Here is a 16,579-nt window from a genome sequence, read left to right as displayed (position 1 = left end):
CTGCCCTTACCGTGACCTCATGCGTCACACACCCGGACGAGCGACGAGTCCGCGGCCTGCGACCGGGGCGGCAGACCGATGAGAGGCCGTGCCGCGGCGCACGTCTCGCCCGAGGTCCTGACCGACGGCATCCAGATCCTCAAGTGCGTCGGCGCCACGACTGCCGCGTGGTGGCTGTCGGTGACCGTCCTGGACTCACAGCTGCCGTTCCTCGCGCCGTGGACGGCGCTGCTGACCGTGCACGCCACCGTCTACCGGTCGCTGGCCCGCGGCGTGCAGACCACGGTGGCGACCGGCGTCGGTGTCGCCCTGTCCTTCCTGGTGGGCACGTACCTCGGCGTCAGCCTGTGGACGTTCGCCCTCGCCGTCCTCGTCGGACTCGTCGTGTCACGCCTGGCATGGATGCGGGACGAGGGCGTCGCCGTCGCCACGACGGCCGTCTTCATCCTGGGCAGCGGGTTCGGGTCGCAGGCTCCGCTGCTGGTCGACCGTCTCGTGGAGGTCGGGCTGGGCGTGGCGATCGGCGTCGTGGCGAACCTGCTGGTCCTGCCCCCGCTGCGGGACCGGCAGGCGGCACGGTACGTGGACAGCATCAACCGCCGCATGGGCGGGATGCTCGCCGCGATCGGCGACGAGCTGGCGAGCGGCTGGGACACCGACCGCGCCGACGCCTGGGTCGCCGAGACCGTCGCGATCGACCACGAGCTCGACTCCGCATGGCAGTCCGTGCGGTTCGCCCAGGAGAGCGCCCGGATGAACCCGAGACGGGCCGCACGGTCGTCCCGGCGCCCTCGGGCCTGGCGCGACCAGCACCTGGAGCCGGGGCGCGAGGCCGGGTACGACGAGATCCTGGGCCGTGTAGCCGAGGGCGTCTCCCACCTGCGGCATCTGGCACGCACGCTGCGCGAGTCGACCTCCGACGGCACGTGGGACGACCGGTTCCGCGAGGAGTGGTCCGCGACGGTGCGCGAGACCGGACGGCTGGTCGCGGACCCCGACGCGGAGGTCGCACCCGTCCTGGAACGGCTCGACCGGCTGGCCGAGCGCACCTGGGAGAACCGTGACCAGCTGCCCGGCGACCGGTGGCCCGTCTACGGGTCGCTCATCACGAGCGTGCGTCACATCGTGGTGGTGGTCGACGACGTCGCCTCGGTGCGGGCCGCCCGGGACCCGTCGCGCCCGAACCCGGCGAGCTGACGGTCCCGATCAGTCGGTCGCGCCCGTGCCCCGCCACCGCGTCGTGCGGGCCGCCAGGTCCGTGATCCCGAGCCGCCCGGACGGCGAGGCCGTGACGACGCGCCCGCGCGGGCCCAGCCCGGCCGTGTACCGGGCCGCGAGCGCCTCCTCGGCGGCGGCGTCCCCGGCGTCGGCCGCCACCAGCAGCGTGGCGAGGGCGTCGGTCAGCGCGTCCCAGGTCTCGGGCTCGAGACGCACGAGCGGCACCGTCCCGGGCGGCGACTGGCCCATCAGCCCGGCGATCCCGGGGAGGTCGGGCGCCGCACCCCAGACGTCCCACAGCAGCACCTCGTCGCGCATCCGGTGCGCGAGCTCGAGCAGCACGTACCCCCGCACGAAGTCCTTGCCGCCCAGGTGCGGCAACCCGGGGTCGACGCCGTACGACGCCGGGTCCACCTCGCCCGCGCGGATCGCCCGCCACACCTCGGCCGCCGTCGGGAACGGCGACGCCGGCCCGGTCGGCATGTCGTGCACGTCGAAGTCCCACCGGCCGTCGGCGGTGAGCTCCGGGTCCCAGCGCACCCACCGGCCCCCGGCGGCACCGGTGTCCGGGTCGGGGCTTGCGGGGTCGGCGGGGTCGGCGGCCTGCCAGTGCTCCACCACCACGTGGTCGTGGAAGAACGGCGGTTCGAAGTAGCCCGCGAACCCGATCCGCGAGCGCGCCGGGATCCCGTGCTCGCGCAGCACGCCCACCGACAGCAGCGTGTGGTCACGGCAGCAGCCCGCCACCTGCTGCGCCTGGTCGCGGGCCGCGTCGAGCGGGCCGGGGCAGCGGTCGGTCGCGGCGTCGAGCACCGACGCGAGCCAGCGCCGGTCGATGTCGGCGCCCTGCTCGTCGGTGAGGACCGGTCGGCCCGCCCGGTAGTGCACGACGGCGGTGCACGCCGCCGTACCGATGGCGGCCGGGACAGGGTCGACGGCGGCGAGCAGCGCCGCGTGGCCGCCCGGGTCGGAGTAGGCGCTGTGGCGGGCGTAGTCGTCGAGCGTCGGCGCCCGGCCCTGCCCGGTGGCCGGTGGGGCGGTCGGAGCCGTGCGTGCCGTGTCGTCCATGCGGGGCAGACCTCCGTCGTCGTGCGGACTCGTCGTCGAGAGCGGTCGGGAGCGAGGTCGCGACCGGCGGCGGCCGGTGCTCAGCGCCGCGTGTCGAAGAAGTCTCGCAGGATCGCGCCGCACTCGTCCTCGCGCACCCCGCCGACCACCTCGACGGCGTGGTTCGCCCGCTGGTCGCGCACGAGGTCCCAGACCGACCCGGTCGCGCCCGCCTTGGGGTCCCAGGCGCCGAGGACGAGGCGACGCACCCGCGCGGAGAGCAGCGCGCCGGCGCACATCACGCACGGCTCGAGCGTGACGACCAGGGTGCAGCCGGTCAGCCGCCACTCGCCGCGCGTCGCCGCCGCCTGCCGCAGCGCCAGCACCTCGGCGTGCGCCGTCGGGTCGCCCGTCTCCTCCCGCCGGTTGCGGCCCAGTCCCACGAGCCGCCCGTCGGCGTCGACGACCAGCGCCCCCACGGGGACGTCGTCGCTGGCCAGGGCGTGCGACGCCTCGTGCAGGGCCAGGCCCATGAGCGCCTCCCACGCCGCGCGCCGCCCGCTCACCGTCGCCGGCGGGAACGCGCCGTCGGCCCACGGCAGGGCGAGGCCCTGCGCCGCCGTACGGCCGCCGTCGTCGCCCACGTCCCCTCCCGACTTGTCAGACTCACGACAGCGTATAGACGGTCCTGACTCTGACAACTCCCGGTAGCGTGGGGGCATGCACCTGCACGTCGCCGACCACCCCCTGGTGGCCCACAAGCTCACCGTCCTGCGTGACGAGTCCACCCCGTCGGCGACGTTCCGTCAGCTGGTCGACGAGCTCGTCACCCTCCTGGCCTACGAGGCGACGCGGCACGTGCGCACCGTGCCCAAGGAGATCCGCACCCCGGTCACGACGACCACGGGCGTGAACCTCTCCGACCCGAGCCCCATCGTCATCCCGATCCTGCGCGCCGGCCTCGGCATGCTCGAGGGCATGACACGGCTGCTGCCGACGGCGGAGGTCGGCTTCCTCGGCCTGCAGCGCGACGAGACGACGTACGAGGCGATCACGTACGCGAACCGGCTGCCGGACGACCTGTCCGACCGCCAGGTCTTCCTCCTCGACCCGATGCTCGCCACCGGCGCCACGCTCGTCGCGGCGATCGACTACGTGCTCGAGCGCGGGGCCCGCGACGTCACCGCGGTGTGCCTGCTGGCCGCCCCCGAGGGGCTCGAGGTCGTGCAGGAGGCGCTCGGCGACCGCGTCGACGTCCAGCTGGTGGTGGCCGCCGTCGACGAGCGGCTCGACGAGAACAAGTACATCGTCCCCGGCCTGGGCGACGCGGGCGACCGCCTGTACGGCGTCGTCTGACCGGTCCCGCCGTCGGCGGCGCCCGCCGCGGTCAGCGGTACTCGCAGCGCCCGAGGGCGACCCACGGCCCGCGGCCGTCGTGCCCGCGGGCCTGCCCCCGCGCACCGTCGTGCCCGTTGGCGTCGCCCTGCCCCTTGCCCTGACCCTTGCCATGCCCCTTGCCCTGCCCCGAGCGGCCGGGCGCGTCGCCCTGCGCGGCCTCGCCCCGCGGCTCCCAGCCGACGTACCGGTAGTTCGTGCCGCGGCGTGACGCGACGTCGCCGACGGCGTAGTCCTGCCCCCAGCGGGCGCGCGGGGCGCACCAGCCGGCGGCGGCGCCCGTGAACGGCTCCACCGCCAGGGTCGTGGACCACCCGCCCGCGCTCACGTCGTACGACGCGCCCCGGCGGCCGACGACGGTGCCGACGTCGAGGCGCTGGGTCGAGCGCGCGTCCACGGTCGTCGTCCGGTCGCCGCCGGTGCCCGACACCGTGAACTCCACGGGGACGCTCGAGCCGCTGTTGTCGAGGACGACGGCCGCCGACCGGGTGGACGTCGTCCGCCACCAGCGCTCGGAGACCTGGACGTCACCGAGGTCGAGCCGGGCCTGCGGGGCCACGACCCTGCACGACACGGCGGCGTGTGCGAGCTCCCGCTCGGCCACGTGCCGCTGCCCCTCGAACTCCCGGCCGAACTGCAGGGTCACGCTGCCCGCCGGGGCCTCGAGCCCGCCGACCTGCTGGTGGAGCACCGCCTCGCCGCCCGCCGGGAGGGCGGCGGACCCGGCGCCGTCGCGGGCCAGGTTCGCCCGGTAGTCCGTCGTGCCGCGGTTGCGCAGCGTCACGACCACCTGGGCGCGGTCGTCCACGCACCGGGTGGCCACGTCCACGTCGACCGACCCGGCCGGCCAGGACGGGGTGACGCAGCCGGCGAACGCGGGGACGTCGACGGAGCCGAGCTCACGGCCGTCGGCGGAGACGGTCAGCGACCGGGTGCCCCACGGGACCGACAGCTCGAGGACGCCCGTCCGCCCGCCGTCCACCCGGACGGCGGACTCGGAGCCCCGCACCGCCGTCGCGAACCGGACCGGCAGCGTCGAGGCGGTGTTGTCCACCGGCACGGACACGGTGTGCCAGGACGAGCCGTCCGCGGGGGTGCACGACCCGGCGAGCGTCGCGGCGCCCGCCGTGGCGGGTGCGAGGGTGGCGCCGGCGTAGGACGCCTTCGGTGCGTTCGTCGGCACGACGCCGTGCTCGGGGGCGTCGCCGTCCGCGTCGGCGACCCAGCGGTAGAGCCGCAGCTCCACCTGGCCGGGGTCGAGCGTGCGGGCGCCGGTCGGGACGGTGAGGGTCGTGGTCTCGCCGGCCCCCAGGCGGACCGCGTCGGCCGACCGGCCGGCGACGGCGGCGCCCACCTGCATCGGCTCGGCGGTGTCGTTGGTGACCGTCGTGCGGACCGCGAGCGTGCCGCCCTCGTTGACCGTCTCGGCCCTGGCGGTGACGTCCCAGCGCGGGTCGTAGCACTCGGCCCGGCCGTGCGAACCGGCGTGCACGGTGGTGCGGTACTCCTGGCCGGCGACGGTCGTGCTCAGGGTCCAGGTCGCCGTCCCGGCCGGGACGCGCATCCCGTCGGGCACGCGGACCGTCGCCGACGCGCCGGGGGCCAGCACCTGGTCGGCGGCCCGGCTGTCGCCGGCGGCATCGAGACGGAGTCTGACCGTCTGCGCCGTCCGGTTGACGTACGTGGCGCCGACGACGGACCGCGCCTCGGCGACGCCGCCGCGGGCGACGCACCAGGCCTGGACGCCCTGCCCGCCGGTCGTGGCGCCCGCCCAGGGTTCGGCGACGTCGAGCCGGGCGCTGCCGGCGACCACATGGGTCGAGCCCGGCAGGGCCGGCTGCACGGCGACGTCCGCGGCGCCGGCGGGCGACGCGCCGTCCGCCACGACCTGGATCCGCGCGGTCCGGGCCTCGCCCGCCCCGAGGGGCGCGGCACCGGCGCCGGGCGCGCACGACCAGGCACCGTCCTGTGCGGGCGAGCAGCCCAGCTCGCCGTCGGCACCGACCGGGTGCAGGCCCGCCGGGACGGTCACGAGGGCGGACCAGCCGGGGCCCGCGGGCAGGTCGCCGGTGTTCTGGACGGTGACCGGCACCCAGGCCTCGCCGGGGTTGGCCACGCTGAGGACCTGGCCGGCCTGCGCGGTGAGCTCGGCGCCGTAGGGGAGGACGGTCGTGGGCGGCAGTGCGACGGACTGCCGGGCGAGGTCGTCGGCCCAGACGTGGGCGGCGACGGCGTAGCTCCCGCCCGAGCGGGCCAGCACGGGCACCGTCCGGGTACGCGACTCGCCCGGCGGCACCGAGCCGAGCTCGCACCGGACGACGCGCTGGGTGTCGTCGGTGGGCGTGCAGGCGAGGTCACCGGCGCCGAGCGGTTCCGTGGGCGCCGCGGCACCGGCCGGGGACGGCGGGCGCACCAGGTCCAGGCCCTCGGGCAGCGCCACCTCGATGTAGGCACCGTCGGCGTCCGAGCCGCCGGTGTTGGTCACGGTGAACGCCACCGGCTGCGTGGTGCGCGGCTGGAGGGCGTCCGTCGACGCCGCGGAGACGTCGAGCACGGCCGGGTCGGCGAGCGCGGCGAACAGCGTGCCGCCACCCAGGTTCGCGGGCGACGTCGGCAGGACGGCCGGGTCGTCGTCCGCGGGCTCGTCGGCGGGGCGTGGGTCGCCGTCGGCGTCCTCCCACGGCACCTGCCACGGCGCGCCCGGCACGGACACGACCGTCGGCTCGGAGGCCGTCGGCGTGCTCTCGGGCGGGTTCATCGCGGTGAGGACGGTGACGACGCCGACCGTCGCGACGGCGATGGCGCCCGCCGTCGCGGCCACGGTCGCCCCGCCCATGGCGGCCGCACCGGTGGTCACCGCGACGGCCGCACCCGCCGTCCCGGCGGCGGCCGATCCCGCGGAGGCCACGGTGGCGCCGGCGGCGGCCGCCACGCCGGCACCCGACGCAGCGGCGGTCCCACCGGCGGCCGCGCCGCCCGTGGCGGCGACGCCCGTGCCGCCGGCGCCGATCACGCCGGTGCCGAGGGTGCTGGTCCCGGCGAACCCGCCGGTCACGACGCCGGTGCTGACGGCCCCGGCCGTACCGGCGCCGACCCCGGCTCCCGCGACGCTCCCGCTCGTCCCGGCGACGACGCCCGCGCCCGCGGCCCCGGTCCCCACGGCCGTCACGCCCGCCCATGTCAGCCCGCCGACCAGGGCGCCACCGATCGGCAGGGCACCGACGACGGCCATCCCGGCCATGCCCACGATCAGCGGCGCCACCACGGCGCGCATGCCGTGGGCGACGTCCGACAGCTCCAGCACGAGGGCGCGGCACTCCGGGCAGTCGGCGACGTGCGCGTCGACCTTCGCGACCTCGCGCCGCGCGAGGCCGCCCCGCACGTAGCTGCCGAGCATCGGGTTCACGGCGCGGCAGCCCTCGGACGGGGCGGAGGTCAGGTGCTCCTGCAGGTAGCCGACCCGCAGGCCCTCGCGGGCGCGGTAGGCCAGCGCGGAGACGCCGTTCGGCGTGAGACCGAGGATCGGCGCGACCTCCGCCGGCGCGCGGCCCTCGACCTCCGTATACCAGAGCACGGCCTGCCAGCGCTCGGGCAGCGCCTCGTACGCCTGGCGCACCACCGACCGCTCGAAGCTCGCCAGGGCGGGCAGCTCGGTGGAGGCCACGGAGTCGAGGCCCGAGTCCAGCGTGTGCTCGTCGTCGGTGGGGCGGGTGCGCTGCAGGCCCTTCGCGAGGTCGGCAGCGAGGCGGCGGACCACGGTGAGCAGGTAGGCGCGGAAGGTCGCGTCGGGCCCGCCGCCGTGCTGCAGGACGTCGAGCACGCGGTGGAAGGCCTCGGACACGAGGTCGTCGGCGTCGGCGGCCGAGCGGGCGTACTGGCGGGCGACGGAGCGCGCGGCAGCGGCGTGGCGCTCGAACAGCGCGCCGTAGGCGTCGAGGTCGCCACCTCGCACCTCGAGGATCAGCTCCGCGTCGCTGCGGGCCGAGTCCCCCGGTCGTGCATAGACGTCCGTCACGTCCACCACTCCTGCCTTCACCACCTGCGGCGTGGCGAGACGCGCAGACGTCGATACTGTACTGGCACACCGGGGTGTCGTGGGGGTGAATTCCTGCGGGAATCCCCTAGGATCCCGCCGCCAATCGGACGATCCTCAGATCTCACCCGAGAAATGCTGCGGGTTCTGCGTCATGATGGGCCCCCATGAGGCTCTCACCGGTATGAGCCCGACGCCGAGCGACCACGCGTCGGAGCACGCGACCAACGTCCGTGCCCGGTGGCGCGCCACCAGCCTGGCCGAGGTATGGCTGCGGCCGGGCGACTGGTACCACCCGGCGATCGACGCCCTGGCCGAGGCCATCGAGGACGAACGCTCCCCCACGGCGGCGGCGGGCCGCCTCGGCATGGCCCGCGGCTCGGCGGGCATCGGCCTCGAGGAGACGCTCGACGACCTCGCCTGCGCCTTCCGGGTGGCGGGGCTCGAGTCCGACCTCAAGGCGCTGCGCGCCGGAGCCGTCGGCTGGGTGCACGGGCGGGAGCGCACGATGGTGCTCGCCGGGGTCCGTGACCCGGGCACGGGGCTGCCGACGGGCGAGTACCTGACCGAGCGGCTGCGCGAGACCTACGGCACGGCCCTGACGCGGCAGGACGACGTGGCCGGCACGCACTGCCTCCTGGTGGTCGACGTCGCGGTCGACGGCCTCGACCCCTGGCAGCGGGCGGGGCGTTCCGCCGCGGTCGGGCAGGCGCTGGAGCACGTGTTCGGCGAGGGGCACCCGATGGCGGCGCTGTCGGACGGCGTCTTCGCCGTGCTGAGCGAGCGCCGGGAGACGACGGCGGACGTCGCGCTCGCCACGCGGCGGGTCGTGGAGCGCAACGCCGAGGTGCTCGGGCTCGGGGACACGCTGCGGCGCCCGACCCGGGTGTGGGTCGAGCGCCTGCCCGCCACCCATGCGGCGGCGGCGGAGCTGCTGCGCAACCTCGCACGCTGACGTCCGGCGGTCGAGCCCTGCGGATCTGCGGAGGCTCAGCGCGGGCGAGGCTCAGCGAGGGGCGAAGGTGAGGCAGTCGGCGTGGCCCGCGTCGTCGGGGCCGGGCCCGACGCGGATGGCGGCGGCCGCGCACTCGAGGTGCTCGTTGTGGACGCACTCGCCGCGCTGGCAGGCGCCGACGTGCGCGACGACCTTCTCCAGGCCGCCCTTGGCGCTGAGCGGGATGAACGTGGCGCACGCCGCGTCGCCCGTGTGCCCCGCGATCGTGACGGCGCCGGCGTGGCAGCCGTGGTCGTGGTTGTAGCCGCAGCCGTCGACCGAGCACTCGGCGACCTCGGGCATCTCCATCAGGGTGCTCATCGCGCTCTCCCCTCGTCGGGCGCCCCCGTCGGCGCTCCTTCTCGAGAGTATTCCTCGCACCGCGACATGCCTAGGGAATGCGCACCGAGATCGACATCGAATTCGCTCAGGCAAGCCTTACCGAATAGTGCGCGATATCGGGAAGAATGACGTTGCGGAAATACGTCAGTCGCGGCGGGGCGACGGGCGCCACAGCACGAGCGCGCCGCTGGAGTGCTGCCTCTCGACGTCGACCAGCACCTCCGTGCGGCGCACCCGGCGCCCGCGCGGGACGGCCACCACGTCACCCGTGGTGGCGGCGGCGAAGACGCGCTCGTCCGCCTGCTCACGCTCGGTGAGGACGGCAATGAGCTCCGCGAGCCGGTGCTCCAGCGTCGTGACGTGCTGCTCGAGGTCGAGGATCCGCTTGATGCCGGCGAGGTTGATGCCCTCGCCCTGGGCGAGCCGCTGCACCTCGAGCAGCCGGGCGACGTCGCGCCGCGAGTACCGACGCCCGCGCCCGACGGTCCGCCGGGGCGTGACCAGCCCGAGCCGGTCGTACTGGCGCAGGGTCTGAGGGTGCATGCCCGCGAGCTGGGCGGCCTGCGAGACCGTCAGCACCGGTGCGTCGTCGTGGGTCATGCCCCTCCTTCCCTGCCGCGTCCCGGCTACTGCGCGGCGCGGCGCGCGAGGTCGGCGCGCACGTCGTCGTGGTCGCTCGCGGCCGTGAACGCCTCGAGCGCTTCCTTCGCCTGCTTGGTCAGCTTCTGCGGCACGACCACCTGCACGGTGACGAGCAGGTCGCCGGCGCCCTTCTTGGTCGCGATGCCCCGGCCCTTGACCCGCAGCACCCGCCCGGACGGCGTGCCCGACGGCACCTTGACCCGCACGTGCTTGCCGTCGATCGTGGGCACCTCGATCGTGGTGCCCAGCGCCGCCTCGCCGAACGTCACCGGCACGGTCATCCGCAGGTCGGCGCCGTCGAGCGTGTACACGGGGTGCGGCTCGACGTGGACCGTCACGACGAGGTCGCCGGCCGGGCCGCCGCCGACCCCCGGGCGCCCGCGGCCGGGGATCTTGATCTTCTGGCCGTCGTTCACGCCCGCGGGGATGCGCACGGTGAGCTTGCGACCGTCGACCGTGAGGTCGACCGTCGAGCCCTCGACCGCCGTCCGGAACGGCAGCGAGGCGCGCGCCGCGACGTCGGCACCGCGCTGCTGGGGCGGTGCGCCGAAGCCCGCGGGGCGGCCGGTGCGCGCCCCGCCCTGGCCGCCGAGCATCTGGCTGAGGATGTCCTCGAAGCCGCCGCCCGCACCGCCGTAGCCCGCCTGGCTGTAGCGCACGTTGGGGCCGGCGCCGCCGCCGAACATCGAGCCGAACACGTCCTCGAAGCCGTTGCCGCCGCCACCGGGGCCCGCGGCGAACCGCGCGCCCCCGCCGGCCATCGTCCGCACGGCGTCGTACTGCTGGCGCTGCTCGGGGTCGGAGAGCACCGCGTAGGCCTCGCCGATCTCCTTGAACTTCGCCTCGGCCGCCGCGTCGCCCGGGTTCTGGTCCGGGTGGTACTTGCGGGCGAGCTTGCGGTAGGCCTTCTTGACGGCCGCGTCGTCCGCGTCCTTGGGGACACCGAGCGCGGCGTAGAAGTCCTTCTCGATCCAGTCCTGACCGGTCACGACGCCCCCTTCCTGGTCATGCTCGTGATCTCATCATCCTCGTCGTCGTCAGGCCGCCCTGCACCTGCCCTTCGAGAACGGGATCCCCCGCGGCAACGATGCCGATGACGCGAGGGATCCCGTTCTCGAGGGCGGGTGGAGCGGGTGCTACTCGGGGCCGACGACGCCCACCCGGGCGGCGCGGACCACCTTCTCACCGATGCGGTAGCCGGGCTCGACGACGAGGTTCACCGTCGTGGCCGTGGCGTCCGCCTCCGTGGAGTGCATGAGCGCGTCGTGCACGGTCGGGTCGAACTCCTCCCCGACCTGGCCGAACCGCTCGATGCCGAACTTGGCGAGCGTCGCGTCGAGCTTCTCCGCGATGGCCGCCATCGGGCCGCCCAGCTCGCCGTGCTGCTTGGCGCGCTCGACGTCGTCGAGCACCGGCAGCAGGCCGACGAGGACGTCCTGCATGCCCTGGGTCCGCGCGACCTCCTGGTCACGCAGCGACCGGTTGCGGTAGTTCGTGAACGACGCACGCTCCCGCTGCAGGGCGTCCAGGTGCTGGGCCGCCTCGGCCTTGGCCGCGAGGACCTCCGCGCTCTCGGCGGCCTCACCGGTCGGCTCGAAGTCGAGCGCGTCCAGCGGGTCACCGCCGGCGGCGGCGTCCTGCGCGTCCTCGGCCGGGCGAGCCTCGCCCGTCGCCGGGTCGACCTTGCGCTTGTCCCGGAACTCGAACGGGGCGCCCCCCGAGCCCTCGTCGGGCTCGGGGGCCTGCGGGTCCTGGCCCGTCACTTGCGCTCGTCCTCGTCGTCGACGATCTCGGCGTCGACGACGTCCTCGTCGGCGGACGAGGAGCCGCCCGCAGCACCGGCGTCGCCCTGCGGGGCCTCGCCGGCGGCGCCGGCACCCGCCTGCTCGGACGCGTACAGCGCCTCGCCGATCTTCTGCGAGGACGCGCCGAGCTTCTCGTACGCGGTCTTCACGGCGTCGGCGTCCTCGCCCTCCAGGGCGGTCTTGACGCCGGCGATGTCGGCCTCGACCTCGGTCACGACCTCGGCGGGGAGCTTGTCGCGGTTGTCCGCGATCTGCTTCTCCATCGAGTAGGCGAAGGCCTCCGCCTGGTTGCGGGTCTCGGCCTCCTCACGGCGCTGCTTGTCCTCGGCCGCGTGCTCCTCGGCGTCCTTGACCATGCGGTCGATGTCCTCCTTGGGAAGGGCGGAGCCGCCGGTGATCTTCATCGACTGCTCGGTGCCCGTGCCACGGTCCTTGGCGGACACGTGCACGATGCCGTTCGCGTCGATGTCGAACGTGACCTCGATCTGCGGCATGCCGCGCGGCGCCGGGGCGATACCGGTGAGCTCGAACGTGCCCAGCGGCTTGTTGTCGCGGGTGAACTCGCGCTCGCCCTGGAAGACCTGGATCGCCACGGACGGCTGGTTGTCCTCCGCCGTGGAGAAGATCTCGCTGCGCTTGGTCGGGATGGCCGTGTTGCGCTCGATGAGCTTGGTCATCACGCCGCCCTTGGTCTCGATGCCGAGGGACAGCGGGGTGACGTCGATGAGCAGGATGTCCTTGCGCTCACCGCCGATGACACCGGCCTGCAGGGCCGCGCCGACGGCGACGACCTCGTCCGGGTTGACGCCCTTGTTGGGCTCCTTGCCACCGGTGAGCTCCTTGACGACCTCGGTCACGGCCGGCATGCGGGTGGAACCACCCACGAGCACGACGTGGTCGATGTCCGACACGGAGATGCCGGCGTCACGGATGACGGCGTGGAAGGGCTCCTTGGTGCGGTCGATGAGGTCCTGCGTCATCTGCTGGAACTGCGCCCGCGTGAGCTTCTCGTCCAGGTGGATGGGGCCGTTCTCGCTCATCGACAGGTACTGCATCGAGACGTTGGTGCTCGTCGCGGACGAGAGCTCCTTCTTGGCCTGCTCCGCGGCCTCGCGCAGACGCTGCAGCGCGATCTTGTCCTTGGACAGGTCGACGCCCTCGTTGTTCTTCACCTGCTTGATGAGGTGCTCGACGATGCGCTGGTCCCAGTCGTCACCGCCGAGGCGGTTGTCGCCGGACGTCGCGCGCACCTGGATCGTGGAGAAGTCGTCCTCGTCCTTGCCCACCTCGAGCAGGGAGACGTCGAACGTGCCGCCACCGAGGTCGAAGACGAGGATCAGCTCGTCCTCCTTGCCCTTCTCCAGGCCGTAGGCCAGGGCCGCCGCGGTGGGCTCGTTGACGATGCGGGAGACCTTCAGACCGGCGATCTGGCCGGCATCCTTGGTCGCCTGGCGCTCGGCGTCGTTGAAGTACGCCGGGACGGTGATGACCGCGTCGGTGACGGGCTCGCCCAGGTACTCCTCGGCGTCGCGCTTCAGCTTGCCCAGGATGCGCGCCGAGATCTCCTGCGCGGTGTACTTCTTGTCGTCGATCTCGACCGACCAGTCCGTGCCCATGTGGCGCTTGACGGAGCTGATGGTGCGGTCGACGTTGGTGACGGCCTGGCGCTTGGCCACCTCACCGACGAGCACCTCGCCGGTCTTGCTGAACGCGACGACGGACGGCGTGGTGCGCGAGCCCTCCGCGTTCGCGATGACGGTGGGCTCCCCGCCCTCCAGGACGGTGACCACCGAGTTGGTGGTTCCGAGGTCGATACCGACTGCTCGAGCCATGTGTGCTTGCCTCCGTACGTGTGCGTCCCGCTCCCGGGTGGGAGCAGAGGTTGAGTCGTCTGCACTCAAGGTAGGTCGCTCGGTCGGTGCACGCAAACCGCAGCGGCCAAAGTTGAGTCTGTCTCACTCAACCTTGCTCGGGGCACGGATATTCCTGCTGGGCAGCGACCCTGTTCGCCCTGAGCGAACAGCGTCCCTCACACCAGCTCGACGCCGTCGGCCTGCGGCCCGCGGTCGCTCTGACGCACCTTGAAGCGGACCCGGTCGCCCTCCTCGAGGACCTCGGCGCCCCGCACGACCGACACGTGCACGAACAGGTCCGCGCCCCCGGCGTCGGGCGTGATGAAGCCGAAGCCGCGGTCGGCGTCGTAGCGCGCGACGGTGCCCTCACCCCCGCGCACGGGCCCGCCGGACGCCGCGGGGCGGCTCGACCGGCCGCGGTCCGTGGCGGCGCGCGCACTGCCGGAGCCGCGCACGAGCTGCACGTGGCGGGCGTTCGGCCCCTTGTCGCCGTCGACGACGTCGTACGTCACGCGTGCGCCCTCGGCGAGCTCGGTCAGTCCCCCGGCGAGCGCCTTGACGTGGACGAAGACGTCGTCGCCGCCACCGTCCGGGGCGATGAACCCGAAGCCCTTGGTGTCGTCGTACCAGGACACCGTGCCGTCCGCGCCGTCCGACGCCGACTGCGCGGCCTCCGCGCCGAGCGGCAGCAGGTGGTCCGCCTGCGGCCCCTTCTCCCCGGGCACGACGAGGAACGCCACGCGCTGGCCCTCCACGATCACCCCGCCGGTGACGACGGCCGAGCTGTGCACGAAGATCTCGGCGCGACCGTCGTCGGGCGTGACGAAGCCGTAGCCCTTGGCCGGCTCGTACCAGGCCACGGTGCCGAGCACGCCCACGGGCGCGTCGGCGGCCCGGTCGCCCGTGACGCGGACGCGGCGCGCCTGCGGGCCGCGGTCGCCCTCGCCCACCTCGAACTCGACGGCCTGCCCCTCGCGGAGCTGCTTCGGCCCGTCGTCGCCGACGATCTCGGACGCGTGCACGAACAGGTCCTCGGCATCGTTCCCGAGGTCGATGAAGCCGAACCCTCGGTCGGCGTCGAACCATCGGACAGTTCCCTGGGGCACCTAGGACTCCTCAAATCTGCAGACATTGCTACCCCCAGTGTCCCGCAGACGGGTGGGTCCAGCCGTCTCCGGCGTCTCATACACACGCTCGACCTCGGCGGGAGCGACCGGCATCCGCCCGACCTGGCCCGCTGCGCGGTCAGGAGATGGCGCCGGCCCACCAGAGCGAGCACCCCACCTCGGGGGGATCCTCGAGCATGGGGGCCGTGCCACGGGGCACGGTTGGACCGAGCAGGAGGGACCGCAAGATGACGACCAGCAACGGGGTCCGGGCCGCCGCCACCCCACCGACCAGCCTCGGCGGCGCGTTCAGCGACGTCGTCAACGCCGCCCTCGGTGTCGTGGCGGCAAAGGTTGACGACTGGAGCAACAAGCTCGACGATGTCGCCGCAGGCGGCTCGACAGCTCGGCCGGACGCGGTGGAGAAGGTCGCCGACGACGTCGCCGAGGGCGGCGACGCCAAGCAACAGGCCGGTGTACGGGGCGTGCAGGCAGGCATCGAGGGCAGCAACCCGGTCTGGGCCGCAGTCAAGGGCGCGTGGGCCGGCAGCAGCACCCCGGTCAAGGTCGCCATCGTGGCCGCAGGGGTCGTCGTGCTGGTGCTGTCACCCGTGCTCCTTGTCGTTCTCCTGGTGACCGTGCCCATCGTCGTGGTGGTCTCCGAGTCACGCTCGGCCAAGAAGTGACGGTCTGCCGTGGCGCCCCGGAGGGCGTCCCGCGAGACATCACCGCAACACCATGACCGGACCGTGGGCGACCTGACCGTGGGCTGGAGGCGGCCACCGACAAGCCCGGCTGCGTGACGCGGCCCGGACTACGGCACGGCGGCGGACGCCGACGGTCGCGCGAGGACCCGCGCCGCGCCGTCGGCGACGAGCCGGGTGGTCCGCAGCGCGGCGTACAGCTCGGCAGCCTGGGCGGGGCGGGCGACGGAGCGTCCGGTCAGGGCTTCGACCCGCCCGAGGCGGTAGCCGACGGTGTTGCGGTGGCAGTGGAGCATCCGGGCGGCCTCGGCCGTCGACCCGTCGGCACGGAACCACGCCTCGAGCGTGTCGAGCAGGTGATCGCCGTCGGAGGAGCCGGCCAGGGCGCCGAGCACGGTCGATCGCAGCTCGGCGGCCTGTTCCGGCTGCGTGACCAGGAGGACGTCCATGGGCGCCGTGCCGTACGCATGCGCTCCGGTACTGCCCCTGGCGACGCACTCCAGCGCCAGACGCGCCTCGCGCAGGCCGCGCGAGATGTCGGCGACGGACCGGATCTCGCCGGAGATCCCGACCCGCGCGGTCGCGGACGCCTCCACGGACCGCACGGCGCCGGCGACCTCCTGGTCGTCGCGGCACGCGACCACCCCCACGCGCTCGGCCCCCCAGGCCGACCAGGTGGACCGGACCCCGCGGTGGCGCAGACGTGCGTCCACGCCGGGCAGCGGGTCGTCGCCGGACGCGTCGAGCTCGGCGGACACGACGAGGTACCGGCCCTGCTCGGCGAGCCCGAGCGTGCGCAGGATCCCCGAGGCCTCGCGCTGCGGGGTGTCGGCGTCCAGGAGCGCCACGAGCATCAGACTGCGTGCGTGCTCACTGCGGCGGTCACGCTCGTCGACGACCTCGCGGTAGGCGTCCGCGGCGACGTTCGAGAAGCGGTCGATGATGCCCCAGACCTCGGACGAGACGAGCAGCAGCTCCTCCGAGCGGTGCCGGGACGCGGCGCGCGTGACCATCTCGTCCCACAGGGCCAGCCCGGCCAGGCGGTAGGCGTGCAGCAGGCTCGCGAGGGGGACGCCGTACCCGGCCTTGAGACGGCCGGCGTCGTGCGCGGGCTCGAGGTCGTCCGGTTCGCCGCTCATGCTGCGGAGCAGCGCCTCGATGTTGACCTCGACGATGCGGTGGAGTGCACCGTCGGGGATCGCGGCCTCGACGTACGCGTGCTCGCCCGCCAGGATCTGGGCGACGACCTGATCGGTGACCTTGTGCACGGACCCGAGGAGCTCGTGGAACAGGACGGCGACGGGCGGGTGGGGGGCGGCTCCCGCCACGGCCACGTCCTCGTGGATCGTCATGCTCGCCAGGCTACACGCCGACCACCCCAGCGACTTGTGCTGCTGCACAAACATCACCCGGCAACTGCGGGCGCCCGCCCATGGAGGT

The 16,579-nt window shown here is 74.3% G+C and carries 14 protein-coding genes; 4 read left to right on the top strand and 10 right to left on the bottom strand.

Translation table 11 applies throughout. The features are described 5' to 3' along the window. Nucleotides 1-78: 78 nt before the first annotated feature. Nucleotides 79-1,197: an FUSC family protein gene (locus IEW03_RS02440; RefSeq protein ID WP_188522076.1), complete on the top strand. Its 1,119-nt coding sequence runs from the start codon at nt 79-81 to the stop codon at nt 1,195-1,197. Between the two features lie 9 nt (nt 1,198-1,206). Here IEW03_RS02440 and IEW03_RS02435 read toward each other — a convergent pair whose 3' ends face one another. Together IEW03_RS02435 and IEW03_RS02430 are read right to left on the bottom strand one after the other, a co-directional pair. Continuing rightward, nucleotides 1,207-2,286: a transglutaminase domain-containing protein gene (locus IEW03_RS02435; protein WP_188522075.1), complete on the bottom strand. Its 1,080-nt coding sequence runs from the start codon at nt 2,284-2,286 to the stop codon at nt 1,207-1,209. 80 nt (nt 2,287-2,366) lie between these two features. Then, nucleotides 2,367-2,798, bottom strand: coding sequence for a nucleoside deaminase (locus IEW03_RS02430; RefSeq protein ID WP_188522394.1), 432 nt, complete (start codon nt 2,796-2,798; stop codon nt 2,367-2,369). A gap of 187 nt (nt 2,799-2,985) precedes the next feature. On the opposite strand from IEW03_RS02430, the gene upp reads away from it, so the two are divergent. Next, on the top strand, nt 2,986-3,621 hold the full coding sequence (gene upp / locus IEW03_RS02425; RefSeq protein WP_188522074.1) for a uracil phosphoribosyltransferase: 636 nt from the start codon (nt 2,986-2,988) through the stop codon (nt 3,619-3,621). A gap of 31 nt (nt 3,622-3,652) precedes the next feature. On the opposite strand, the gene IEW03_RS02420 is transcribed toward upp, so the two are convergent. Further along, entirely contained in the window at nt 3,653-7,675 is a 4,023-nt protein-coding gene (locus tag IEW03_RS02420) for a sigma-70 family RNA polymerase sigma factor (RefSeq protein WP_188522073.1), read from the bottom strand. Nucleotides 7,676-7,877: 202 nt separating this feature from the next. Here IEW03_RS02420 and IEW03_RS02415 point away from each other — a divergent pair, with 202 nt between their 5' ends. Beyond that, nucleotides 7,878-8,648, top strand: a complete 771-nt coding sequence (locus IEW03_RS02415; protein ID WP_188522072.1) for a hypothetical protein — start codon at nt 7,878-7,880, stop codon at nt 8,646-8,648. Nucleotides 8,649-8,699: 51 nt separating this feature from the next. On the opposite strand, the gene IEW03_RS02410 is transcribed toward IEW03_RS02415, so the two are convergent. The 6 genes from IEW03_RS02410 to IEW03_RS02385 form a co-directional block, all read right to left on the bottom strand. Next, complete coding sequence (locus IEW03_RS02410) at nt 8,700-9,008, bottom strand: DUF1540 domain-containing protein (RefSeq protein ID WP_188522071.1); 309 nt, start codon at nt 9,006-9,008, stop codon at nt 8,700-8,702. A gap of 165 nt (nt 9,009-9,173) precedes the next feature. Next, nucleotides 9,174-9,629 carry a heat shock protein transcriptional repressor HspR gene (locus IEW03_RS02405; protein WP_188522070.1) on the bottom strand — a complete coding sequence of 152 codons (456 nt, stop codon included), beginning with the start codon at nt 9,627-9,629 and terminating at the stop codon, nt 9,174-9,176. 26 nt (nt 9,630-9,655) lie between these two features. Beyond that, on the bottom strand, nt 9,656-10,660 hold the full coding sequence (locus IEW03_RS02400; protein WP_188522069.1) for a DnaJ C-terminal domain-containing protein: 1,005 nt from the start codon (nt 10,658-10,660) through the stop codon (nt 9,656-9,658). 147 nt (nt 10,661-10,807) lie between these two features. Continuing rightward, on the bottom strand, nt 10,808-11,434 hold the full coding sequence (gene grpE / locus IEW03_RS02395) for a nucleotide exchange factor GrpE (RefSeq protein WP_188522068.1): 627 nt from the start codon (nt 11,432-11,434) through the stop codon (nt 10,808-10,810). Continuing rightward, nucleotides 11,431-13,308: a molecular chaperone DnaK gene (gene dnaK, locus IEW03_RS02390; protein WP_188522067.1), complete on the bottom strand. Its 1,878-nt coding sequence runs from the start codon at nt 13,306-13,308 to the stop codon at nt 11,431-11,433. Before dnaK ends, grpE begins: the two co-directional genes overlap by 4 nt. 197 nt (nt 13,309-13,505) lie before the next feature. Then, entirely contained in the window at nt 13,506-14,435 is a 930-nt protein-coding gene (locus tag IEW03_RS02385; RefSeq protein ID WP_188522066.1) for a cold-shock protein, read from the bottom strand. A 248-nt stretch (nt 14,436-14,683) separates the two neighbouring features. On the opposite strand from IEW03_RS02385, the gene IEW03_RS02380 reads away from it, so the two are divergent. Next, complete coding sequence (locus IEW03_RS02380) at nt 14,684-15,121, top strand: hypothetical protein (protein ID WP_188522065.1); 438 nt, start codon at nt 14,684-14,686, stop codon at nt 15,119-15,121. A 128-nt stretch (nt 15,122-15,249) separates the two neighbouring features. Here IEW03_RS02380 and IEW03_RS02375 read toward each other — a convergent pair whose 3' ends face one another. Next, nucleotides 15,250-16,491: a PucR family transcriptional regulator gene (locus tag IEW03_RS02375; protein WP_188522064.1), complete on the bottom strand. Its 1,242-nt coding sequence runs from the start codon at nt 16,489-16,491 to the stop codon at nt 15,250-15,252. Between the last annotated feature and the right edge of the window lie 88 nt (nt 16,492-16,579).

The sequence above is a fragment of the Isoptericola cucumis genome, assembly GCF_014635665.1.
GTDB classification, from domain to species: domain Bacteria; phylum Actinomycetota; class Actinomycetes; order Actinomycetales; family Cellulomonadaceae; genus Isoptericola; species Isoptericola cucumis.
This window is presented reverse-complemented; position numbering and strand designations above follow the sequence as displayed.